Origin of the sequence: Pseudomonas arcuscaelestis (assembly GCF_016881005.1) — a bacterium.
GTDB classification, from domain to species: Bacteria; Pseudomonadota; Gammaproteobacteria; order Pseudomonadales; family Pseudomonadaceae; genus Aquipseudomonas; species Aquipseudomonas arcuscaelestis.
In genome coordinates, this window is sequence record NZ_JACOPV010000004.1 from 321939 (window position 1) to 344396 (window position 22458).

16 protein-coding genes are annotated in these 22458 nt (G+C 59.3%); 9 read left to right on the plus strand and 7 right to left on the minus strand.

Annotation, left to right across the window (positions count from 1 at the left end):
- The first annotated feature begins 23 nt into the window (after positions 1–23).
- From H8F21_RS07845 to H8F21_RS07860, 4 genes are all read left to right on the plus strand, one after another.
- Entirely contained in the window at positions 24–656 is a 633-nt protein-coding gene (locus tag H8F21_RS07845; RefSeq protein ID WP_136474135.1) for a sarcosine oxidase subunit gamma, read from the plus strand.
- 11 nt (positions 657–667) lie between these two features.
- Complete coding sequence (gene purU / locus H8F21_RS07850) at positions 668–1525, plus strand: formyltetrahydrofolate deformylase (RefSeq protein WP_203479919.1); 858 nt, start codon at positions 668–670, stop codon at positions 1523–1525.
- Positions 1526–1635: 110 nt separating this feature from the next.
- Positions 1636–2835 carry a formaldehyde dehydrogenase, glutathione-independent gene (fdhA, locus tag H8F21_RS07855; protein WP_136474137.1) on the plus strand — a complete coding sequence of 400 codons (1200 nt, stop codon included), beginning with the start codon at positions 1636–1638 and terminating at the stop codon, positions 2833–2835.
- Between the two features lie 216 nt (positions 2836–3051).
- Positions 3052–3618, plus strand: coding sequence for a DUF2780 domain-containing protein (locus tag H8F21_RS07860; RefSeq protein ID WP_203479918.1), 567 nt, complete (start codon positions 3052–3054; stop codon positions 3616–3618).
- A 6-nt stretch (positions 3619–3624) separates the two neighbouring features.
- On the opposite strand, the gene H8F21_RS07865 is transcribed toward H8F21_RS07860, so the two are convergent.
- Both H8F21_RS07865 and H8F21_RS07870 read right to left on the minus strand, forming a co-directional pair.
- A complete protein-coding gene (locus tag H8F21_RS07865) occupies positions 3625–4989 on the minus strand; it encodes an APC family permease (RefSeq protein ID WP_203479917.1) in 1365 nt (454 codons plus the stop codon).
- A gap of 116 nt (positions 4990–5105) precedes the next feature.
- Positions 5106–6023 carry an acyltransferase gene (locus H8F21_RS07870; protein WP_203479916.1) on the minus strand — a complete coding sequence of 306 codons (918 nt, stop codon included), beginning with the start codon at positions 6021–6023 and terminating at the stop codon, positions 5106–5108.
- A 180-nt stretch (positions 6024–6203) separates the two neighbouring features.
- On the opposite strand from H8F21_RS07870, the gene rloA2 reads away from it, so the two are divergent.
- From rloA2 to creD, 4 genes are all read left to right on the plus strand, one after another.
- Positions 6204–6707 (plus strand): retropepsin-like aspartic peptidase RloA2, encoded by a 504-nt coding sequence (gene rloA2, locus H8F21_RS07875; protein ID WP_203479915.1) that lies wholly within the window; start codon positions 6204–6206, stop codon positions 6705–6707.
- 112 nt (positions 6708–6819) lie between these two features.
- Positions 6820–7503 (plus strand): two-component system response regulator CreB, encoded by a 684-nt coding sequence (gene creB / locus H8F21_RS07880; RefSeq protein WP_203479914.1) that lies wholly within the window; start codon positions 6820–6822, stop codon positions 7501–7503.
- A complete protein-coding gene (gene creC, locus H8F21_RS07885) occupies positions 7503–8936 on the plus strand; it encodes a two-component system sensor histidine kinase CreC (RefSeq protein ID WP_203479913.1) in 1434 nt (477 codons plus the stop codon). The genes creB and creC overlap by 1 nt, the downstream gene beginning before the upstream one ends.
- 95 nt (positions 8937–9031) lie before the next feature.
- A complete protein-coding gene (gene creD, locus H8F21_RS07890; RefSeq protein ID WP_203479912.1) occupies positions 9032–10366 on the plus strand; it encodes a cell envelope integrity protein CreD in 1335 nt (444 codons plus the stop codon).
- A gap of 120 nt (positions 10367–10486) precedes the next feature.
- Here the strand turns inward: creD and H8F21_RS07895 are convergent, their stop codons facing one another.
- The 5 genes from H8F21_RS07895 to aceE form a co-directional block, all read right to left on the minus strand.
- Positions 10487–11116: a glutathione S-transferase gene (locus H8F21_RS07895; RefSeq protein WP_236042935.1), complete on the minus strand. Its 630-nt coding sequence runs from the start codon at positions 11114–11116 to the stop codon at positions 10487–10489.
- A 9-nt stretch (positions 11117–11125) separates the two neighbouring features.
- Positions 11126–11791 (minus strand): peptide-methionine (S)-S-oxide reductase MsrA, encoded by a 666-nt coding sequence (msrA, locus tag H8F21_RS07900; RefSeq protein WP_203479911.1) that lies wholly within the window; start codon positions 11789–11791, stop codon positions 11126–11128.
- Between the two features lie 69 nt (positions 11792–11860).
- Complete coding sequence (locus H8F21_RS07905; RefSeq protein WP_203584188.1) at positions 11861–14554, minus strand: putative bifunctional diguanylate cyclase/phosphodiesterase; 2694 nt, start codon at positions 14552–14554, stop codon at positions 11861–11863.
- A gap of 284 nt (positions 14555–14838) precedes the next feature.
- Positions 14839–16473: a dihydrolipoyllysine-residue acetyltransferase gene (aceF, locus tag H8F21_RS07910; RefSeq protein ID WP_203479909.1), complete on the minus strand. Its 1635-nt coding sequence runs from the start codon at positions 16471–16473 to the stop codon at positions 14839–14841.
- A gap of 12 nt (positions 16474–16485) precedes the next feature.
- A complete protein-coding gene (gene aceE / locus H8F21_RS07915; protein WP_203479908.1) occupies positions 16486–19131 on the minus strand; it encodes a pyruvate dehydrogenase (acetyl-transferring), homodimeric type in 2646 nt (881 codons plus the stop codon).
- Between the two features lie 383 nt (positions 19132–19514).
- Here aceE and glnE point away from each other — a divergent pair, with 383 nt between their 5' ends.
- Positions 19515–22451, plus strand: a complete 2937-nt coding sequence (gene glnE / locus H8F21_RS07920) for a bifunctional [glutamate--ammonia ligase]-adenylyl-L-tyrosine phosphorylase/[glutamate--ammonia-ligase] adenylyltransferase (protein WP_203479907.1) — start codon at positions 19515–19517, stop codon at positions 22449–22451.
- Positions 22452–22458 lie beyond the last annotated feature (7 nt).

Below are 22458 nucleotides of genomic sequence, written 5' to 3' on the forward strand. Positions count from 1 at the left end.
ACAGAATTCAAGGCAGGTGAGTAATGAGCACGATCAACGTTTACCAGCAACGCCCAGGCAACGACGTCAAGGCAGAGTCGCCACTGCATCACGCCGACCTGTCCAGCCTGGTCGGCAAAGGCCGCAAGAACGCCGGGGTGACCCTGCGCGAGCACAAGTTTCTGGGTCATTTGACCTTGCGTGGCGATGGCCGTGATCCGGCTTTTGCCGGTGGGGTATTCAAGGCTTTGGGGTTGGAGTTACCGGTGGCACTGACGGTAGTCGCCAATGGCGAGATGTCGCTGCAGTGGCTGGGTCCGGATGAATGGCTGCTGATCGTTGCTGGTGGCCAGGAGTTCGCCGTCGAACAGAAACTGCGTGATGCCCTCGAGGGGCAGCACATCCAGGTGGTCAATGTCAGTGGCGGGCAAACCCTGTTGGAACTGAGCGGCCCGAATGTTCGCGAAGTGCTGATGAAATCCACCAGCTACGATGTACATCCAAACAACTTCCCGGTCGGCAAGGCTGTGGGCACGGTGTTCGCCAAGTCGCAGTTGGTGATCCGCCGAACTGGCGAGGAAACCTGGGAGTTGCTCATTCGTCGTAGCTTCTCCGACTACTGGTGGCTGTGGCTGCAGGACGCGGCGGCTGAATACGGTTTGAGCATCGAGGCCTAGGGAGCGAGATCATGAGCCGAGCACCGGACACCTGGATTCTTACCGCTGACTGTCCGAGCCTGCTCGGCACTGTGGATGTGGTGACCCGATATTTGTACGAGCAGCATTGCTATGTCACCGAGCACCACTCGTTCGATGACCGTTTGTCTGGGCGCTTCTTCATTCGGGTGGAGTTCCGCCAGTCGAATGATTTCGATGAGGTCAATTTTCGCGCCGGCCTTGCCGAGCGTGGCGAAGCCTTCGGCATGCTGTTCGAGCTGACTGCGCCCAAGCATCGGCCGAAAGTGGTGATCATGGTTTCCAAAGCTGACCACTGCCTCAACGACCTGCTTTACCGCCAGCGCATCGGGCAGTTGAGCATGGACGTTGTGGCGGTGATCTCCAACCATCCCGACCTTGAGCCGCTGGCTCATTGGCACCGTATTCCCTACTACCACTTCGCCCTTGATCCGCACGACAAACCGGCGCAAGAACGCAAGGTGCTGCAGGTAATCGAGGCGTCTGGGGCCGAGCTGGTGATTCTTGCCCGCTACATGCAAGTACTGTCGCCAGAGCTGTGCCGCAAGCTCGATGGTTGGGCGATCAACATTCATCACTCCCTGCTGCCCGGGTTCAAGGGCGCCAAACCTTATCACCAGGCTTACAACAAGGGCGTGAAACTGGTCGGGGCCACGGCCCATTACATCAACAACGACCTCGACGAAGGGCCGATCATCGCCCAGGGCGTGGAGTCGGTCGATCATAGTCATTATCCCGAAGACCTGATCGCCAAGGGCCGTGATATCGAGTGCCTGACGTTAGCGCGGGCGGTGGGGTATCACATCGAGCGACGGGTGTTCTTGAACGCCAACAGAACGGTCGTGCTTTGATCGCGGGGCAAGCCCCGCGATGGAAACAACAGATTCCAGTAATACAGCGCCGCCTGCGGGCTGCGCACTTTGCACCGCTACATAACAACAAACTTTAGCGAGGTAAAAGCATGTCTGGTAATCGTGGTGTCGTGTATCTGGGCGGCGGTAAGGTCGAGGTGCAAAAAATTGACTACCCGAAAATGCAGGATCCGCGTGGCAAGAAGATCGAGCACGGGGTGATTCTCAGGGTGGTCTCCACCAACATCTGCGGCTCGGACCAGCACATGGTTCGTGGCCGTACCACTGCTCAGGTCGGTCTGGTGCTGGGTCATGAAATCACCGGTGAGGTGATCGAAAAAGGTCGGGATGTTGAGAACCTGCAGATCGGTGATCTGGTTTCAGTGCCATTCAACGTCGCCTGCGGCCGCTGCCGCTCGTGCAAGGAACAACACACCGGTGTCTGCCTGACCGTTAACCCGGCGCGTGCCGGTGGTGCCTATGGCTATGTCGACATGGGCGACTGGACCGGTGGCCAGGCCGAGTACGTGCTGGTGCCGTACGCCGATTTCAACTTGCTGAAACTGCCCAACCGCGACAAGGCCATGGAGAAAATCCGCGACCTGACCTGCCTCTCCGACATCCTGCCAACCGGGTACCACGGAGCGGTCACTGCGGGTGTCGGTCCGGGCAGCTCGGTGTACATCGCCGGCGCCGGCCCGGTGGGTCTGGCTGCCGCAGCTTCGGCGCGTTTACTGGGTGCTGCGGTCGTCATTGTCGGTGACGTCAATCCGGTACGCCTGGCTCACGCCAAGGCACAAGGTTTCGAAATTGCCGATCTGTCCCAGGACACCCCGCTGCATGAGCAGATCGCCAACCTGCTGGGCGAGCCGGAAGTCGACTGCGCAGTCGATGCCGTAGGCTTTGAGGCGCGTGGTCATGGCCACGCCGGTGCCAAGCATGAAGCCCCGGCCACCGTGCTCAACTCACTGATGGGCGTTGTGCGGGTAGCGGGCAAGATTGGCATTCCTGGCCTGTATGTCACAGAAGACCCGGGAGCGGTGGATGCTGCGGCGAAGATCGGTAGCTTGAGCATCCGTTTTGGCCTTGGTTGGGCCAAGTCGCACAGCTTCCACACCGGTCAAACACCGGTAATGAAATACAACCGTCAGCTGATGCAGGCCATTATGTGGGACCGCATCAACATTGCCGAAGTAGTGGGTGTGCAGGTCATCAGCCTGGATCAGGCGCCCGAAGGCTATGGCGAATTCGATGCCGGGGTACCGAAGAAGTTTGTGATCGATCCGCACAAACTGTTCAGCGCGGCGTAAGGCCATCGCTAGGCACGGCCGCTCCCACCGCACTTGCATCATTACTCGGTAGAAGCGGGCGTGCCCAGCGATACGCTCAAAGCCACAGCGCATCCCAATGCGGATAATCCCCTGGGTCTTTATGTGGCCCAGGCTCGGCGGCAACCGCGGAACATTCGGCCGTCCGAGCAGTCCAATCCTCGTTTTCCCTGCCTTTACGGCTGACGAGGTCTATTCATGAAACGTTTTGCACTGGTCACTCTGATGACCCTGGCTGCCAGCTCGGCATTTGCCTTTAATCTCAGCGATGCGGCCAATGCCGTTTCTGCCATGCAAGGCAACAAGGACGACGCTGCGGTGCAGGCGCCCGCCGCTTCGGCGAATTTACTCAATACCCTCGGCAGTGAGCTGAAAGTTACCCCTGAGCAGGCCATCGGCGGTACCGGTGCCTTGCTGGGGCTTGCCCGTAATCAGTTGAGCAGCACCGATTACGAACAACTGAGCAAAGCCGTGCCGGGGCTGGATATGCTTTCCGGCGAAAATGCTCTGGGTGGTTTGAGCGGGCTGGGCGATTTGCTTGGCAAGAGCGGTAAGTCGTCGGCCTTGAGCAATGCCCTGGGCGACAATGTTAAAGATACCACTGATCTGAACAACGCTTTCAGTGCCCTGGGCATGGACTCCGGCATGATTGGCCAGTTTGCCCCGCTGATTTTGCAGTACCTCGGTCAGCAGGGCGTTGCAGGCTCGCTGTTGCAGAGCCTTGGCGGTCTGTGGGGGACACCTGCGGCCATACCGTCGGTATAACGTCGCTTAGCCCGCTTCGGAAAAATTCACCATGCGCACCGGGCGACGGAAGCCGCCCGTGAGCACCAGCAGATATGCCAGGCCCAGACCGAACCAGCTCAAACCTATGGTCAAGGTCAGGGTCGACAGGCTGGTCCAAAGCCACAGGGTAAGGCTCATGCCCACCAGGGGAACCAGACCATAACGCAGCAACCCCGACAGGTTGCGATGGCAGGTTTCACTGATCAAGTGCGTGCGAATCACCGCCAGGTTTACCGCCGAGAATGCCACCAGCGCCCCAAAGCTGATCAGCGATGCCAGGGTGGCGAGGTCGATGATCAGCGCCAGCAGTGAAAATGCCGAAACCACCAAGGTTGCGACTACAGGTGTACCGAAGCGCGGCGAAAGTCTGGCGAACCAGCGCTGTGGCAAAACGTTGTCGCGGCCCATGGTGTAGAGGATTCGCGATACCGCCGCTTGCGACGCCAGGGCCGAGCCCAGGCTGCCAGCGACAAAAGCTGCGGTGAAGAAGTTGGCCAGGAACTGTCCGCCGGCCTTGAACATCACCTCGTTGGCCGCCGCATCGGTATTGGCGAAATGACTTCCTGGCAGTACCAGTTGGCTGATGTAGGCCAGCAGGGTGAACAGCAAGCCGGCGCCCAGCGTCGTGAGGATGATCGCCCGTGGTACGTCACGACGTGGATCCTTGGTTTCCTCGGCCAGGGTCGACACCGCGTCGAAGCCAAGGAACGACAAGCACAGTACGGCTGCACCCGCCATCAACTGGGTAAAGCCCGGTTGGCTGCCATCGCCAAGCAGCGGCGAGAGCACATCGACTGGCGCACCTGCGCCCAGGGTCTTGAACGACAGCGCCACAAAAACACCGATAAAGATGATCTGGGCGCCGACAATCAGGTTGCTGGCCTTGGCCACCGAGTGAATGCCGATCACGTTCAATACTGTGACCAGGGTGATCGAGCCGAGGATGAGCGTCCACACCGGAATGCTTGGGAAGGCGATATTCAGGAACAGGCCGATGAGCAGGTAATTGATCATCGGAATGAACAGGTAATCGAGCAGCAGCGACCAGCCAGCGAGAAAGCCGACGCTCGGTCCGAACGCCAGATTGGTGTAGGAGTAGGCGGAGCCGGCCACTGGAAAGCGCCGAACCATGAAGCTGTAGGACGTCGCGGTGAACAGCATGGCCAGCAGGGTGACCAGGTAGGCACCAGCGGTGCGCCCTCCGGTAATTTCGGTAACGATACCGTAGGTGGTGAATATGGTCAGGGGAACCATGTACACCAGGCCGAAGAACACCAGGGCAGGAAGGCCGAGGACGCGGCGCAGTTGGGCGGAATCTGCCTGGGCAGCATTGCTGGGTTGATTGGCCATTTATCGATCCGAGCGTTTTTGTATTTATTTATTGCTCGATTTTTATCCAGTTAAATGGCCAATAGCAAAGAAGAATCCCTAATGTTGATTATTAAGACAGGTTTTAATCAAATCATTCAGGCCTGTGCTCGCGGGCTCGCCAGCGACTGATCAAGCGCCGCCTTCAAGGTTTCGATACGCTGATCCTTGGCGTGCCAGAGCTGGTTGACCCAGTCCTGCACCGCCTGGCGCACAGCAGGATCGTTTTCGTAGTCACCCTTGCACAGCACCGGGTCCAGTTCGCGTACCTGAATATCGATGATGACCTTGGGAACCGCGCCACTGAGTAAATCCCAGAACCCCGGCGCCTTGTCGCCGGGATAGACGATTGTCACGTCGAGCAGGGCGTCCAGTTGCTCGCCCAGCGCTGCTAGAACGAAGGCCACGCCTCCCGCCTTGGGTTTGAGCAGGTGTTTGAACGGTGACTGCTGCGCCGCACGCTTGGCCTCGGTAAAGCGTGTGCCCTCAAGGTAATTGACCACGGTTACCGGCTGGCGCTTGAACAATTCGCAGGCAGCCTTGGTGATTTCCAGGTCCTGGCCCTTGAGTTGCGGATGCTTATCGAGAAACGCCTTGCTGTAGCGCTTCATGAACGGGTAATCCAGCGCCCACCAGGCCAAGCCCAGCAGTGGCACCCAGATCAGTTCCTTTTTAAGGAAGAATTTGAAGAAAGGGATGCGCCGGTTGAGCACCTGGATCAGTGCCGGAATATCTACCCAGCTTTGATGGTTACTGATGGCCAGATACGATGTGTCCAGGCGCAGGCCGTCAGCACCGCGAACCTCCCACTGGGTGGGAATGCACACGCGAAAAATAAGTTTGTCGATTTCGGCCCAGGTCTCGGCAATCCACATTACCGCCCATGAAGCGTAATCACGGTAACGGCCGGGCAAAACCAGTTTGAACAGGGCAAAGACCATCAGCGGGCCGATCAGGACCAAGGTGTTGAGCAGCAACAGCGAGGTCACAAGAATGCCCGTTAGTAAGCGGCGCATAAGAAAGCTCTTATATTCAAGTAGGCGACCGGCAATGATAAGCACCCTAACGGCATACGCCAAATGCTCGGGTCCGGTTGCAGGGCACAAATGTTTCACATTGTGTTGAATAGACTGTTCGCGCGAACCTATCCAGCCTTCGCAGTCTAATCACTGTCTTATCTCAAGGAAGCGGATCCTGTGAAACCTGTACTCGCATTGCTGTCGTTGCTGGCCCTTCCGGTGATGGCTGCTGAACCAACCCTGTATGGCCGCTACGAATACATCACACTGCCGGAGTTTGCGGGGGAAACCTTGAAAGCCAAGATGGACACCGGCGCCCTCACCGCGTCGCTGTCGGCCAAGGACATCGAAATGTTCACCCGTGATGGAGAGGACTGGGTGCGTTTTCGCCTGGCGACCAAGGAGTCCGACGGCAAGGTCTACGAACACAAGCTGGCGCGCATCAGCAAGATCAAGAACCGCGCTGACGAAGATGAAGACGGTGAAGGTGCGGAAGTCAGCAAGCGCCCGGTGGTTGATCTTGAGCTTTGCCTGGGCGACGTCAAACGCACGGTGGAGGTGAACCTCACCGACCGCAGCAGCTTCAACTACCCGCTGTTGATCGGTGCCAAGGCCTTGCGCGAATTCAAGGCAGCGGTGAACCCGGCGCGGCGCTTCACCGCCGGCAAGCCCGAGTGTTGATAGCGGCGTCAGTTCCAGGCGTCGAGCTGCAAGCTGCAAGAAAAGGCACTTCAGTGTAACGTCACGCTATCTGCTTCTACTTGAAGCTTGTAGCTTGAGGCTTGCAGCTCCCGTGCCCCACATACTTATTGTTGAAGACGAAGCGGCGATCGCCGACACGCTGATTTTTGCCTTGCAAGGCGACGGCCACAGCACCGAGTGGGTGACACTCGGCAATGCTGCCCTGGAGCAGCAGCGTCTGCACCCCGCCGACCTGATCATCCTCGACATCGGTTTGCCGGACATCAGCGGTTTTGAAACCTGTCGCCAATTGCGGCGTTTCAGTGACGTACCGGTGATGTTCCTCAGTGCGCGCGACGGTGAAATCGACCGCGTGGTGGGCCTGGAAATCGGTGCCGATGATTATGTGGTCAAGCCGTTCAGTCCACGCGAGGTCGCCGCTCGGGTACGGGCGATTCTCAAGCGTATGGCGCCACGCGCTGAACCCGTGAGCAGCGTGACAGCGGTGTTCCATGTCGATACCCAGCGCATGCAGATTAGCTACCGTGGCCAGGCCTTGAGTCTGACTCGTCATGAGTTTCGTCTGTTGCAGAGCTTGCTGGATCAACCCGAGCGGGTGTTCAGTCGTGAGCAGCTGCTCGACGCTGTAGGTGTGGCTGCCGAGGCCGGTTACGAGCGCAATATCGACAGTCACATCAAAAGCCTGAGGGCCAAGCTGCGTCAGGTTGCCGTCGACGCCGAACCGATCCAGACTCATCGCGGTCTTGGCTACAGCTACAGTCCAGGCCATAGCTGATGCGCCTTGGGATTCGGATCTTTCTGGTCTATTTCCTGTTTGTCGGGCTGACCGGTTATTTCATTCTGAGCACGGTGCGTGAGCAGATCCGCCCGGGCGTGCGTCAGTCCACCGAAGAAACCCTGGTGGACACCGCCAACCTGCTGGCCGAGATACTTCACGATGACGTCAAGGCTGGCACCCTGGGCCAGAGTCGTTTGCCGCTGCTGTTGCGCGCGTACGGTCAGCGTCAGCCAAGGGCCGAGATCTGGGGCTTGTCGAAAAATCAGGTCAACCACCGTATCTATGTAACCGATGCCAAGGGCAAGGTTCTGCTCGACTCCAGTGGAGAGGCCGTGGGCCAGGACTATTCCCGCTGGAATGACGTCTACCTGACGCTTCGCGGTGAGTACGGTGCGCGCTCGACCCGCAGCGACCCCGATGATGCCGAGTCATCGGTCATGCACGTAGCCGCGCCGATTCTCGATGAAGGCAAAATTATTGGTGTGGTCACCGTGGCCAAGCCGAACAAGTCGCTGCAACCTTACATCGACCGTTCCGAGCAGCGTTTGCTGTACCTGGGAGTAGGCCTGATCGGGCTGGGCTTGCTGGTTGGCGCTGCGTTGTCTTGGTGGCTGGCGCGCTCGTTGCGGCGTCTGACTCATTACGCCCAGACTGTCAGTGAAGGCGAGCGCACTACACTGCCGCGCTACCGAGGTGGTGAGCTGGGGCAGTTGGCTGCGGCGGTCGAACGGATGCGCACGCAATTGGAAGGCAAGGACTACGTCGAACGCTATGTGCATACGCTGACCCACGAACTCAAGAGTCCACTGGCGGCCATCCGCGGGGCCTCGGAGCTGTTGCAGGGGCCAATGTCGGAGGAACAGCGCCAGCGCTTTGCCGGCAACATCGAAAGCGAAAGCGCCCGCATGCAGCAGTTGATCGAGCGCCTGCTCAATCTGGCGCAGGTCGAGCAGATGCAAGCGCTGGAAGAACAGCAACAAGTAGCGTTGGCAGCCTTGATCGATGAGTTGTTGCTGGCCCAGAGTGCGCGTATCGAGAGCAATCGCTTGCAGGTGCGCCAACGTGTGCCTGCTCAAACCCGACTGCTGTGCGAGCCGTTCCTGATGCGCCAGGCCATTGCAAATTTGTTGGACAACGCCCTGGACTTCACGCCACCTGGCGGCTTGCTGCTTTTTGAGTTGGAGCAACACGGTGCGCGCGTGGCCTTGAGTCTGTTCAACCAGGGCGAGGCGATTCCCGAGTACGCCCTGGGCCGTTTGAGCGAGCGCTTTTATTCGCTACCGCGACCACTGAGCGGGCGCAAGAGTACGGGTTTGGGCTTGAACTTCGTCGAGGAGGTGATGCAACTGCATGGTGGCTCGCTGGAGGTCGCCAACGCCGAAGCGGGGGTTCGGGTTCGATTGTGGTTGCCCGCCAAGCGCCTGGGCTGAAATTCCACATACTCTGCACGCAGTCTCCATACAACTTCCCAAGGGCTCCATTTTGAACAAGCAGACTCTGCTTATCGAAACCGGAGCCTTGCTTTATGAACCGAACCTTGAGTATCAAACTGGGCACCATCGCTTTGTTGGTGGTGCTTCTGCTTATCCCGCTGCTGATGATCAGTGGCTTGATTGACGAGCGACAGTCGCTGCGTGACGAGGTGATTGAGAACATTGCCCAGAGTGCCAGCTACAGTCAGCAGATCAGCGGTCCGGTGCTGGTGGTGCCGTACCGTAAAACCGAACGAAGCTGGAAGACTGAAGACGGCAAGAGCGTCGAGCAAGCCAAGCAAGTCAGTGGCCTGCTGTACTTTCTGCCGGATACCTTCGAGCTGAAGTCGAACATCGACACCGAGCTGCGTTCACGAGGCATCTATCAGACGCGGTTGTTCCACGCCAACAACCACATCAGCGGTCAATTCAAGGTGCCAGCAAACTGGGGTATTACTGAAGACGTTGACGACTATCGCTTCGACCCCGCGTTTCTGGCCGTGGGCATCAGTGACATCCGCGGCATCGAAAAAGGCTTGCAGCTTCAGTTCAACGACCAGCGCCTGGATTTTCAGGCCGGTACCACCTTGAGCTGGTTGGGCGGCGGGGTTCATGTGATGCTCGGCGATCTCAACAGCAAGACAGAAACCCGGTTCGACTACGCCTTCGATCTCAGCTTGCAGGGAACCGGTCAGTTTCATGTGTTGCCGGTTGGTCGTAGCACCACCGTCAGCATGGCAGCCAACTGGCCGCATCCAAGTTTTGTCGGCAATTACCTGCCGAGCAGCCGCACGATTGACGCGGGTGGTTTCTCTGCACGCTGGCAGACCTCGTTTTTCTCCACCAACCTCAAGGATGCTTTGACGCAATGCGTGGTCAATGCCAGTTGCGAGGAGTTTCATAGCCGCGCCTTTGGCGTCAGCTTCGTCGATCCGGTGGATCAATACCTCAAGAGTGAACGGGCGATCAAATATGCGCTGCTGTTCATTGCCTTGACCTTCGCCGGATTCTTCCTCTTCGAGATTCTCAAGAACCTCAGCGTGCATCCAATCCAGTACGCCCTTGTGGGCGCTGCGCTGGCATTGTTCTACCTGCTGCTGTTGTCGTTGTCGGAACACCTGGGCTTTGGCCTGGCCTACCTGTTGTCTGCAGGTGCCTGTGTGCTGCTGATCGGCTTCTACCTTTGCCACGTGCTGCACAGCCTGATGCGAGCAGCGGCCTTTGCCGTGGGGTTGGCGGTGCTTTACGCGATGCTGTACGGGCTACTCAGCGCCGAAGACTATGCATTATTGATGGGCTCGTTGCTGTTGTTCGGCATGCTGGGTGTATTCATGGTTCTGACCCGTCGCCTGGACTGGTACAGCGTTGGGTCGGGGAGACAGCAATGAGGGGGTTGCGAGAGGAGCGGCGGGTGGGGGCGGTGCTGGCTCGGCGGATTGAGCGCTGGCTACATCGCGGGGCAAGCCCACTCCCGCAGTGGGAGGGGGTGTACCCCACGATAGGATGGGTCAAACCGAAGGATCGGTAGCCAACATCGACGCCCGCTGGCTGGCCTGGGCATACCAGGCCGCCAGTTTGGGTTGCTGCTCGCGCCAGCCGAAGTCCGGCATGCGCAAATCCAGATAGCCCAGGGCGCAGGCCACGCCAATGGCAGCGATGTCGAAGGCCGAGCTCAGTTCCGCCATGTGCTCCTGCTCAAGGCTTGTCAGGCCGCGACGGATTTTTTCCTGTTGTGCCTCGATCCAGCTGTCCCAGCGCATTTCCTGCGGGCGCAGGAAGGTTTCGTAGCGCGTCAGTACCGCCGCATCCATGATCGCATCGGCAAGGGAGGCGAGGGTCAGGCGATGCCAGCGCGACCAACCTTCCTTGGGGATCAGTGCAATACCCACATGCTGCTGATCGAGGTATTCACAGATAACCCGGCTGTCGTGAAGCACGCTGCCATCGGCCAGGCGCAGGGCCGGGATTTTCCCTGCAGGATTGCCCTGGTTGAGCTCGGCGACTGGATTGATCGGCGTCAGATTGACGCTTTGCAGCGTTACGCGATCGATTTGCCCGGTTTCGTGCAGCACTACCATGACCTTGCGAACGAAGGGCGAGGCCGGGGCGTGGAACAGGGTCATGCTTGCTGCGCTCATGTTCGACCCTCAGTTGCCTTGCAGGCTGGGCGGCAGGCATACGCCCGTGCCAGCGATCCCGCAGTAGCCCTCGGGATTCTTGGCCAGGTATTGCTGGTGGTAGGCCTCGGCGAAGTAGACCGTTGGCGCTTCGGCAATTTCGGTGGTGATTTCGCCGAAGCCGGCCTTGGTCAGTTCAGCCTGGTAGGCCTGCTTGCTGGCTTGCGCTTCTTCTAGTTGCTCGGGGGTGGTGCAGTAGATCACCGAGCGGTACTGAGTGCCGATGTCGTTACCCTGGCGCATGCCCTGTGTCGGGTTGTGCAGTTCCCAGAACATGGCCAACAGTTCGCCGTAGCTGACCTTGTCCTGGTCGTAGACCACCAACACCACCTCAGTGTGGCCGGTCAGGCCCGAGCAGACTTCTTCGTACGTCGGATTTGGCGTATAGCCGCCAGCGTAGCCAACGACGGTGCTGACGACGCCTTCCCGTTGCCAGAAGCGTCGTTCGGCGCCCCAGAAGCAGCCGAGGCCGAAGATGGCGAAACCGACGTTCTCGAAGAACGGGCCAAGCAACGGCGTGTCTTTGAACACGTAGTGCTTTTCTGGCAGGGTCATGGGAGTTTCGCGGCCAGGCAGGGCCTGTTCCGCAGTGGGCAGGACGTTTTTGTTCACCAGGATTTCCGAGCGCAGGACCATAAACCCATTCCTCTTTGAAGTAGGACGATAAGGGATAGAGTCTTAGTGTGCCCGAGTGTTACGCCGCTGTCAGGCGATTGGGCCGCGTGGATAACGCTTGAGTCGCTCAATCAGCTCAGTCCCCGGAATCGGCCGGTCGAACAGATAGCCCTGGCCAACGTCGCAACGATGGCGGCGCAGGAACGCAAGCTGCTCGGCGGTCTCGATGCCCTCGGCAACAACCTTAAGCTTGAGGTTATGAGCCATGGCTACCACCGCCGAGGTGATTTCCATGTCGTTCTGATTGGCGGGAATCTCATGAATGAAGCTGCGGTCGATTTTGAGGATGTCGATCGGAAACTTCTTCAGGTAGCTAAGTGAGGAGTAACCAGTACCAAAGTCGTCCATCGCCAGGGTGAGGCCGAGTTTTTTCAGCTGGTCGAGCTGGCGGTGGGTGTCTTCGGTGGCTTCAAGCAGCAAGCCTTCGGTCAGTTCCAGCTCCAGCAGGTGGGGCGGGAGGGCTTCTTCTTCGAGAATCTTGGCAATCGAGGCCACCAGATCAGGATCGGAAAACTGCTTGGGCGACAGGTTGATCGCCACTTGCAGGTTGCCCAGCCCGGCCCTGCTCAACTGCTGACTCATGCGGCAGGCCTGGCGGGCGATCCATTTGCCGATGGGAATGATCAACCCGGTCTCTTCGGCAACGCTGATGAACTGGTCCGGACGGATCATGCCCTTGTCAGGGTGGTTCCAGCGCAGCAGGGCCTCCAGGCCCAGCAGGCGGCCACTGCGCAGGCACAGTTTGGGCTGGTAGAACACATCCAGTTCATTTTGGGTCAGGGCGCGGCGCAGGTTGTTTTCAACGAACAGCTTGTAGCTGGCTTCGGCGTTCAGCGCCTCGGTGAACACTTGCGCCTGATGCTTGCCGTTGGCCTTGGCCTTGTGCAGCGCAAGCCCCGCATTTTTCATCAGGGTTTGCGGGTCGCGACCGTGCAGCGGCGCGCAGGCCAGGCCGACGGAACCGGTGACGCTGATCAATTGGTTGTCGACGAACATTGGTTTGTCGAGCGTACGCAGCAACTGCTGGGCAATCTCCAGGCCGCTGTGGATGTTGGTGTCTTCGAGCAACACGGCGAATTCGTTACTGGCAAAACGTGCCAGGCTGCCTCCGGCGCTGAGGCTGTTGCGCAGACGCCGAGCCAGGCTGATCAACAGCTTGTCACCGGTCTGGTGACCGAGGCTGTCGTTGATCCGCTTGAAGTTGTCGATGTCCACCAGCAGCAGGCAAATGGGACTGTCGCTGTCGAGGGCAAAGCGTTCGTCGAGGTTGCGGATGAATGCCGGGCGATTGCCGAGGCTGGTCAAGTTGTCGGTGTAGGCCAGGCGTTCAATGCGCTGCTGGGCCAGTTTGCTTTGGGTGATGTCTTCGTAGATACCGATGTAATGGGTCAGTTCCCGGTTGTCACCGTAAACTTTGGAAATCGATAGCTGCCCCCAGTACGGCTCCAGGTTCTTGCGTCGGCTTTTGAACTCGCCTTGCCAGCTGTTGCTCATGGCCAGGCTCGATTGCGCATCGAACAACAACTCGCTGAGGTTCTCCAGCGCGGGCAGCTCCGAAAGCCGATGGCCGTGGACCTCGTCGGTGCTGTATTGGGTGATGGCGGTGAAGCTTGGGTTGACGTACTCGACCACGCCGTCGCGGTTGACCAGCAAAAAGGCATTGGCGCTTTGTTCTACGGCGCGCTGGAACAGGTACAGGGCGCTGGTGGCGGTACGCCGGTTGTGATTGTTGATAACCTGCGCGAATTGATCGGCCAGTTCACCGGCAAAGGCAATTTCGTCTGTCTGCCAAGCCCGCGCCGAGCCAGTCTGTTCAAGGCACAAGACGCCAACCACTTGGCCATCGATACGGATACTGGCGTCGAGCATGGCATTGATGTCGCGCGGGCGCAGACTTTCGGCCATTTCCCGGGTACGCGGATCGTGGGTCGCATTGTGAGCGTCGATGGCGCGGCTGGTATGCAAGGCCTCGAGGTAGTCGGGGAAGCAACTGGCGTCGATGGGCTCAGGCAGGTGATGTTCCTGGGCTACGCGGTAATAGGCGGAAATCGGCTCCAGACGCTGCCCCTCCAGATACCAGAGGCTTGCGCAGTCGATCTTGTAGATCTCGCAGGCGCTGCGGGTGATCAGTTCGGCGGCTTCAAGCAGTGAGTTGCCGGCGCTGTAGCGATGACGGGCCAGGTGCAGGATCAACTCCTGCTGGGCGCGTACCCGCTCCAGATGTTCAAGCTGTTCCTGCTGGGCTTGCTGGTTCAGTTGCAGGGCGATCTGCAGGCGGTTGTTGCGGGTTTCCAGGTCGGCAGCGCTGAGGTCCGGACCCTCCCCTGGCTGGGTGTCGATCACGGTCCGATAGCCGCGTAGCAACTGACGGTTGTGCTGCTTGTAGGCTTCACCCACCTCCAGCACGTGCATCGGTCCTTGAGCGGTGTGTAGGGTGTAACGCACCAGATAGTGCGGACGCTGGCTCAGTTGCAACTGGATGGCGTCATGCAGTTTGTAGCGAGCTTCGGGTTCCATCAGGCTGGCATAAGGTGATCCTACCAACGCGCAGAGCTCGACCGCAGCCAGGCCAAATTGGCGTTCACATGTGGGGTCGAGGTATAGCAGGGCCCAACTCGCCTCATTCAGCCGTTCGAAACGCAGCATGCCGAGCCGCGAAGGCACGGGCAATTGCGTCACGACCTCGGCCACCATACGGCTGGCGGCATCGGGTTGGCTTTTCATTGAGAACTCGCTTCAAGGAGGCTGTTCGCGAAGATAATGCAATTTGCTACTACGCGTGTTGGCAAGGTTGCATCATGCAGCTGAGGCTTACAAGCAATACAGAACCCTGCGCATACTTTGTCGGCCTTGAAGCTGAAACCTTGAGCCGCACCGTAGCTGGCAATGACACGGGCGCTGGAATGGCGGGCAAAAAAAGCCCCGCCAAAGTGACGGGGTTGAGGTACGAGCGTGGCAGCTCGAAAAGGGACCCTGTCTCCCTCGGCAGAGGGAGACAGGAAACAGCATTACAGCAGCATGGTGCGGATGTCGGTCAGCAGGTCGCCCAGGCGCTTGGTGAAGCGCGCGGCAGCTGCACCGTTGATCACGCGGTGATCGTAGGACAGCGACAACGGCAGCATCAGCTTGGGCTGGAAGGCCTTGCCGTCCCAGACTGGCTGGATGGTTGCCTTGGAAACACCCAGGATCGCCACTTCCGGCGCGTTGACGATCGGCGTGAAGCCGGTGCCGCCAATATGGCCGAGGCTGGAAATGGTGAAGCAGGCGCCTTGCATGTCGTCAGCCGACAGTTTCTTGGTCCGGGCTTTTTCAGCCAGGGCCGCCGCTTCGCCAGCCAGTTGCAGCAGGCTCTTCTGGTCGACGTTCTTGATCACCGGCACCAGCAGGCCATCCGGAGTGTCTACGGCGAAACCGACGTTGACGTATTTCTTGCGGATGATCGCTTTGCCGCTAGGCGCCAGCGAGCTGTTGAAGTCTGGCAGTTCCTTGAGCAGGTGGGCACAGGCCTTGAGCAGCAGTGGCAGTACGGTCAGCTTGACGCCGGCCTTCTCTGCAACGGCTTTCTGCGCAACGCGGAAGGCTTCCAGCTCGGTGATATCGGCGCTGTCGAACTGGGTAACGTGCGGCACGTTCAACCAGCTGCGATGCAGGTTGGTAGCACCCATCTGCATCAGGCGAGTCATCGGCACTTCTTCGATTTCGCCGAAACGGCTGAAATCGACTTCCGGGATCGGCGGGATGCCAGCACCACCGGTTGCACCGGCGGCTGGAGCTTCCTTGGCCTTGTGCATCATGGATTTGACGTAAACCTGTACGTCTTCCTTGAGGATGCGACCGTGCGGGCCAGTTGCCGATACAGCACTCAGCTCGACGCCGAACTCACGGGCCAACTGACGCACGGCAGGGCCGGCGTGAACCTTGGCACCGCTGGCAGCGGCTGGGGCAGCAGCCGGAGCTGCAGCAGGTGCTGGCGCAGCGGCAGGAGCGGCAGCTGGTGCAGCTTCAGCCTTGGCAGGCGCCGGAGCGGCAGCGGCAGGTGCTGGGGCAGCAGCCGGAGCAGCGCCAGCCACTTTCAGCTTGAGGATCAGGTCGCCGGTACCGACTTCGTCGTCCAGCTTGGCAATCACGGCTTCGACCACGCCAGCGGCTGGAGACGGGATCTCCATCGAGGCTTTGTCCGATTCCAGGGTGATCAGCGACTGGTCGGCTTCGACGGTGTCGCCGACCTTGACCAGTACTTCGATGATCTTGGCTTTACCCGAAGAACCGATATCCGGAACGTGGATGTCCTGGACAGTGGCAGCAGCGGGCGCCGCTGCCGGGGCCGCTGGGGCCTCGGCAACGGGTGCAGCAGCAGGTGCAGCGGCAGCAGCAGGGGCGGCGGCCGGAGCCTCAGGCGCAGCAGCTGCGCCCTCGACTTCCAGTTCCATCAGTTCGTCGCCTTCTTTCAGACGATCGCCCAGCTTGACCTTCAGCGACTTGATAACACCGGCCTTGGGGGCCGGGATTTCCATGGAGGCCTTGTCGGACTCCAGGGTCAGCAGGCTTTGGTCAGCCTCGATGCGGTCGCCAACTTTGACGAACAGCTCAATGATTTCACCTTCACCGCTGCCGATGTCAGGTACGCGAATGAGTTCGCTCACTTAAAATACTCCTCAGCAGTCCAGTGGGTTGCGTTTGTCCGGGTCGATGCCGAACTTGGTGATCGCTTCAGCCACGACCTTCGGTTCGATGTCGCCACGGTCAGCCAAGGCTTCCAGTGCAGCCAGCACGACGAAGTGGCGGTCGACTTCGAAGAAGTGACGCAGCTTCTTGCGGCTGTCGCTGCGACCGAAACCATCGGTACCCAGGACTTTGAATTCTTTGCTCGGTACCCACTGACGAATCTGTTCGGCGAACAGCTTCATGTAGTCGGTGGACGCGATGACTGGACCCTTACGGCCAGCCAGGCACTCTTCGACGTAGGTGATCTGCGGCTTCTGACCCGGCTTGAGACGGTTGCTGCGCTCTACAGCCAGGCCGTCGCGACGCAGTTCGTTGAAGCTGGTGACGCTCCAGACGTCGGCACCGACGTTGAACTCTTCACGCAGGATCTTCGCCGCTTCACGCACTTCACGCAGGATGGTGCCGGAGCCCATCAGTTGTACGTGATGTGCCGCTTCGCGGGTGTCTTCCTCGAGCAGGTACATGCCCTTGATGATGCCTTCCTCGGCGCCGGCCGGAATGGCTGGCTGGGTGTAGGCTTCGTTCATCACGGTGATGTAGTAGAAGACGTCCTGCTGCTCTTCGGTCATCTTCTTCATGCCGTCCTGAATGATCACCGCCAGCTCGTAGCCGTAGGTCGGATCATAGGTGCGGCAGTTCGGGATGGTCGCGGCCAGCAAGTGGCTATGACCGTCTTCGTGCTGCAGGCCTTCACCGTTGAGGGTGGTACGGCCGGCGGTACCGCCGATCAGGAAGCCACGGGTGCGGCTGTCGCCAGCAGCCCAGGCCAGGTCACCAATACGCTGGAAGCCGAACATCGAGTAGAAGATGTAGAACGGCAGCATCGGCTGGTTGTGGTTCGAGTACGAAGTACCGGCAGCGATGAAGGAGGACATGGCGCCCGCTTCGTTGATGCCTTCTTCGAGGATCTGACCTTTTTTGTCTTCGCGGTAGAACATCACCTGGTCTTTATCGACTGGCTCGTAGAGCTGGCCGACCGACGAGTAGATGCCCAGTTGGCGGAACATGCCTTCCATACCGAAGGTACGGGCTTCGTCCGGGATGATCGGAACGATGCGCTGGCCGATTTCCTTGTCCTTGACCAGCTGCGCGAGGATTCGCACGAAGGCCATGGTGGTGGAGATTTCACGGTCGCCCGAGCCGTCCAGGATAGCCTTGAGGGTTTCCAGTGGTGGGGTCGGGATGCTCATGCTCTTGGCGCGGCGCTGAGGCACGAAACCGCCCAGGGCAGCACGGCGCTCGGCCAGGTAACGGGCTTCGGCGCTGCCTTCTTCAGGTTTGAAGAACGGCAGGTTTTCCAGGTCTTCGTCCTTGACGGGGATGTCGAAACGATCACGGAAGTGACGCAGGCTGTCGACGTCGACTTTCTTGGTGTTGTGCGCGATGTTTTTCGCTTCACCAGCACCGGTGCCATAACCTTTGATGGTCTTGGCCAGAATGACGGTTGGCTGGTCTTTGTGGTTGACCGCCTGATGGTAGGCTGCATAGACCTTGTACGGGTCGTGGCCACCACGGTTGAGCTTCCAGATCTCGTCGTCGGACAGGTCGGCGACCATGGCCTTGAGTTCTGGGGAGTTGAAGAAGTGCTCACGGACGAACGCGCCGTCCTTGGCCTTGTAGTTCTGGTACTCGCCGTCGATGACTTCGTCCATGCGACGCTGCAGGATACCGTCGACGTCTTTGGCCAGCAGAGGGTCCCAGAAACGGCCCCAAACGACTTTGTTGACGTTCCAGCCACCACCACGGAACACGCCTTCGAGTTCCTGGATGATCTTGCCGTTGCCGCGAACCGGGCCGTCGAGGCGCTGCAGGTTGCAGTTGATGACGAAGATCAGGTTGTCCAGCTTCTCGCGGCCTGCCAGGGAGATCGCGCCCAGGGATTCTGGCTCGTCGCACTCGCCGTCGCCCAGGAAACACCAGATCTTCTGCTTGCCGGCAGGGATGTAGCCACGGCTTTCCATGTACTTCATGAAACGCGCTTGGTAGATCGCCTGGATCGGGCCCAGACCCATGGAAACGGTTGGGAACTGCCAGAAGTCAGGCATCAACCATGGGTGAGGGTAGGACGACAGGCCTTGACCATCGACTTCCTGGCGGAAGTTGTTCATTTGGTCTTCGGTGATGCGGCCTTCCATGAACGCGCGGGCGTAGACGCCTGGCGAGGTGTGGCCCTGGAAGTAGATCAGGTCGCCGCCATGCTCGTCGGTCGGGGCTTGGAAGAAGTAGTTGAAGCCGATGTCATACAGAGTGGCGCTGGAGGCGAAGCTCGAAATGTGGCCGCCCAGATCCGAATCTCGCAGGTTGGTGCGCATTACCATGGCCAACGCGTTCCAACGGATCAGCGAACGGATGCGGCGTTCCATGAACAGGTCGCCAGGCATGCGTGCTTCGTGGGTAACGGGGATGGTGTTGCGGTACGGCGTGGTGATGGCATATGGCAGCTGAGAGCCACTACGGGTGGCCAACTCGCCCATACGGGTCATCAGATAGTGAGCGCGGTCTTCGCCTTCTTTGTCGAGAACCGACTCCAGGGCGTCCAGCCATTCCTGGGTTTCGACGGGATCGAGGTCTTGCATGGCTTGCTCCAGGGCGGAAAGGCTTCCAGAATCGGTTGCCTGAGTTTGCGACTGGCCTTTTGGGCAGACGACATGAAATTCTTGGATTACCGGAGAGTGTACCGGCGTTGTGTAGTTTTACTACAAATGAATCACCATTTCATGCTTTTGAGGTGAAGAAGGAGTAGTAAAACTACAGAAAAATGGCTCGTGGCCTCTGTTCAGGTTGTGGGATAAAACGATACCGGTAGTTAAAAACAAGTTACGAAAAGGTTTGCTGCGATGGTTTCTGCCAGAGAATCAGGTTTTTCAGCTATTTCTAACTTTTGTACGACAGTCCAACCGTGGTCATGCAGCTTTCGTCCACTCGCTGGCAAACTTTACTCGCCGATCAAGGATAGACCATGAGCCTGCCACTGCTGGTCGAAGTGCCAACCACCCTTGAACCGTTGATCAGTCGCAACGCGCAATCCTTGCGCGCAGCCGTTGCGCAGACGCCTTCATTGTCTGTGGATGACTGGACCGACGAACGTTGGGATCAGTTCACTCGAGTAACCGCTGCCAGCGATTTTGTTCTCGAACAGGTGCTGCGCGACCCGGCCATGCTCCTCGATCTGGTCAGCAGCGGTGAACTGGATCGCAGCTTTGCGCCAGGAGAGCTGTGTGCGCAAATCGCAGGTGCTACGCAGGCTGCCGAGAGCGAAGATGAACTGGCGCGCAATCTGCGCCGCCAACGTAGCCGCCAGCAGGTACGGATTATCTGGCGTGACCTGAACCGCCAGGCTGACCTGGTGCAGTCGTGCCGCGACCTCTCTGACCTGGCCGATGCTTGCATCGATCAGGCTTATCAGTGGTTGTACCCACGTCATTGCCAGCAGTTTGGCACCCCCATGGGCCATCGCAGCGGATTGCCACAGCATATGGTGGTGCTGGGCATGGGCAAGCTCGGTGCGGTCGAGTTGAACCTGTCATCGGATATCGACCTGATTTTCGCCTTTCCCGAAGGTGGCGAAACGGAAGGGGTGAAGCGTTCGCTGGACAACCAGGAGTTCTTCACTCGCTTGGGGCAGCGCCTGATCAAGGCCCTGGACCCTATTACCGTCGACGGCTTTGTGTTCCGGGTCGACATGCGCTTGCGTCCTTATGGTTCGGCTGGCGCCCTGGTGCTCAGCTTTAATGCGCTGGAGCAGTATTACCAGGATCAAGGGCGCGACTGGGAACGCTACGCAATGATCAAGGCGCGGGTGGTCGCAGGTGACCAGGTTGCCGGTGCGCAGTTGCTGGATATGCTGCGCCCGTTCGTTTATCGGCGTTACTTGGACTTCTCGGCCATCGAAGCCCTGCGCACCATGAAGCAGCTCATCCAGCAGGAAGTGCGGCGCAAAGGCATGGCCGACAATATAAAGCTGGGGGCCGGTGGTATTCGCGAAGTCGAGTTCATTGCCCAGGCTTTCCAGTTGATACACGGTGGACGAGACCTGAGTCTGCAGCAGCGCCCGCTGCTCAAGGTTCTGGCGACCCTTGAGGGCCAGGGCTACCTGCCGCCTGCGGTGGTTGCCGAATTGCGCGAGGGTTACGAGTTTCTGCGTTACACCGAGCACGCGATCCAGGCGATTGCCGACCGCCAGACACAAATGCTGCCTGACGATGAACTGGACCGTGCGCGCATCGCCTTCATGCTCGGTTTTGCTGACTGGGCGAGTTTTCATGAGCAACTGATGCATTGGCGCGGGCGGATCGACTGGCACTTCCGGCAAGTCATTGCCGATCCCGATGAAGATGAAAGCGAAGAAGGTGAAGTGATTGTTGGCGGTGAGTGGCTGCCGTTGTGGGAAGAGGCTCAGAATGAAGAGGCCGCTTGCCGTCAACTTCAGGACGCCGGCTTTGCTGATCCCGGCAAGGCGCTCAAGCAGCTTGCCGGGCTGCGTTCCAGTCCACAATTGCGCGCCATGCAGCGGCTGGGGCGTGAGCGCCTCGATGCCTTCATTCCGCGCTTGCTGGCCCAGGCGGTTGAACATGCCGATCCAGACCTGGTGCTGGAGCGGGTATTGCCGCTGGTCGAGGCGGTAGCTCGGCGTTCGGCCTATCTGGTGTTGTTGACCGAGAACCCTGGAGCGTTGCGCCGCTTGCTGACCCTGTGCGCCGCCAGCCCATGGATCGCCGAGCAGATCACCCGCTTCCCGTTGCTGCTTGATGAACTGCTCAACGAAGGCCGTTTGTTCAGCCCGCCGCTGGCCCCAGAGTTGGCAGCGGAATTGCGTGAGCGCCTGACGCGAATTCCGGAAGACGATCTTGAGCAGCAGATGGAAGCACTGCGTCACTTCAAACTGGCCCATAGCCTGCGGGTTGCTGCTTCCGAGATCGCCGGCAATCTGGCGCTGATGAAAGTCAGTGATTACCTCACCTGGCTGGCCGAAGCCATTCTCAACCAGGTTCTGGCCTTGGCCTGGCGCCAGACCGTGGCGCGTCATGGTCAGCCCAAGCGCAGTGATGGCAGCTTGTGTGACCCGGGCTTCATCATTATTGGCTACGGCAAAGTCGGTGGTATCGAGCTTGGTCATGGTTCGGACCTTGATCTGGTATTCATTCATGACGGTGATCCGCAGGCTGAAACCGATGGCGCCAAGCCCATCGACAGCGCGCAGTTCTTCACCCGCCTGGGTCAGCGCATCATTCACCTGCTGACCACCCAGACCAACTCTGGGCAGCTCTATGATGTAGACATGCGTTTGCGTCCTTCCGGCGCATCGGGTTTGTTGGTCAGTTCGCTGGGCGCCTTTGAGCGCTATCAGCAAAACGAGGCCTGGACCTGGGAGCATCAGGCCCTGGTGCGGGCGCGGGTGCTGGTGGGTTGTCCGCAAGTGGGGGCGGCCTTCGAAGCCGTGCGCGCACAGGTTCTCGGCCAGGCGCGTGACTTGGCCAAGCTACAGGCCGAAGTCAGCGAGATGCGGGCCAAGATGCGAGACAACCTCGGGACCAAGGTCAGCGCTGCTGGTACCGGCGCCAATGCTTTCGAGGCCGGTGTGCCCTTCGATATCAAGCAGGATGCCGGTGGTATCGTCGATATCGAATTTATGGTGCAATACGCCGCTTTGGCCTGGTCTCACGAGCACCCGGAGCTGCTGCGCTACACCGACAACATCCGCATTCTCGAAGGCCTTGAAGAAGTCGGGCTGATGCCCGCAAGTGATGCGGTGCTGCTGCGTGAGGTGTACAAGGCGTTTCGCTCCGCTGCTCATCGACAGGCGCTGCAAAAGCAGGCCGGGGTGATCGATGCCACCCAGTTTGTTCAGGAACGCCGCGAAGTGCGACGGATCTGGGGTGAGCTGGGACTGACATAAGCTGTTG

Excerpts from the sequence above, each read along its gene's own strand:
- msrA (WP_203479911.1), bottom strand. The coding sequence starts at position 11,791 with ATGGTCCTGCGCTCGGAAATCCTGGTGAACAAAAACGTCCTGCCCACT.
- glnE (WP_203479907.1), top strand. The coding sequence starts at position 19,515 with ATGAGCCTGCCACTGCTGGTCGAAGTGCCAACCACCCTTGAACCGTTG.
- H8F21_RS07865 (WP_203479917.1), bottom strand. The coding sequence starts at position 4,989 with ATGGCCAATCAACCCAGCAATGCTGCCCAGGCAGATTCCGCCCAACTG.
- H8F21_RS07845 (WP_136474135.1), top strand. The coding sequence starts at position 24 with ATGAGCACGATCAACGTTTACCAGCAACGCCCAGGCAACGACGTCAAG.
- aceE (WP_203479908.1), bottom strand. The coding sequence starts at position 19,131 with ATGCAAGACCTCGATCCCGTCGAAACCCAGGAATGGCTGGACGCCCTG.
- H8F21_RS07870 (WP_203479916.1), bottom strand. The coding sequence starts at position 6,023 with ATGCGCCGCTTACTAACGGGCATTCTTGTGACCTCGCTGTTGCTGCTC.
- purU (WP_203479919.1), top strand. The coding sequence starts at position 668 with ATGAGCCGAGCACCGGACACCTGGATTCTTACCGCTGACTGTCCGAGC.
- H8F21_RS07895 (WP_236042935.1), bottom strand. The coding sequence starts at position 11,116 with ATGAGCGCAGCAAGCATGACCCTGTTCCACGCCCCGGCCTCGCCCTTC.
- H8F21_RS07860 (WP_203479918.1), top strand. The coding sequence starts at position 3,052 with ATGAAACGTTTTGCACTGGTCACTCTGATGACCCTGGCTGCCAGCTCG.
- creC (WP_203479913.1), top strand. The coding sequence starts at position 7,503 with ATGCGCCTTGGGATTCGGATCTTTCTGGTCTATTTCCTGTTTGTCGGG.
- fdhA (WP_136474137.1), top strand. The coding sequence starts at position 1,636 with ATGTCTGGTAATCGTGGTGTCGTGTATCTGGGCGGCGGTAAGGTCGAG.
- H8F21_RS07905 (WP_203584188.1), bottom strand. The coding sequence starts at position 14,554 with ATGAAAAGCCAACCCGATGCCGCCAGCCGTATGGTGGCCGAGGTCGTG.
- creD (WP_203479912.1), top strand. The coding sequence starts at position 9,032 with ATGAACCGAACCTTGAGTATCAAACTGGGCACCATCGCTTTGTTGGTG.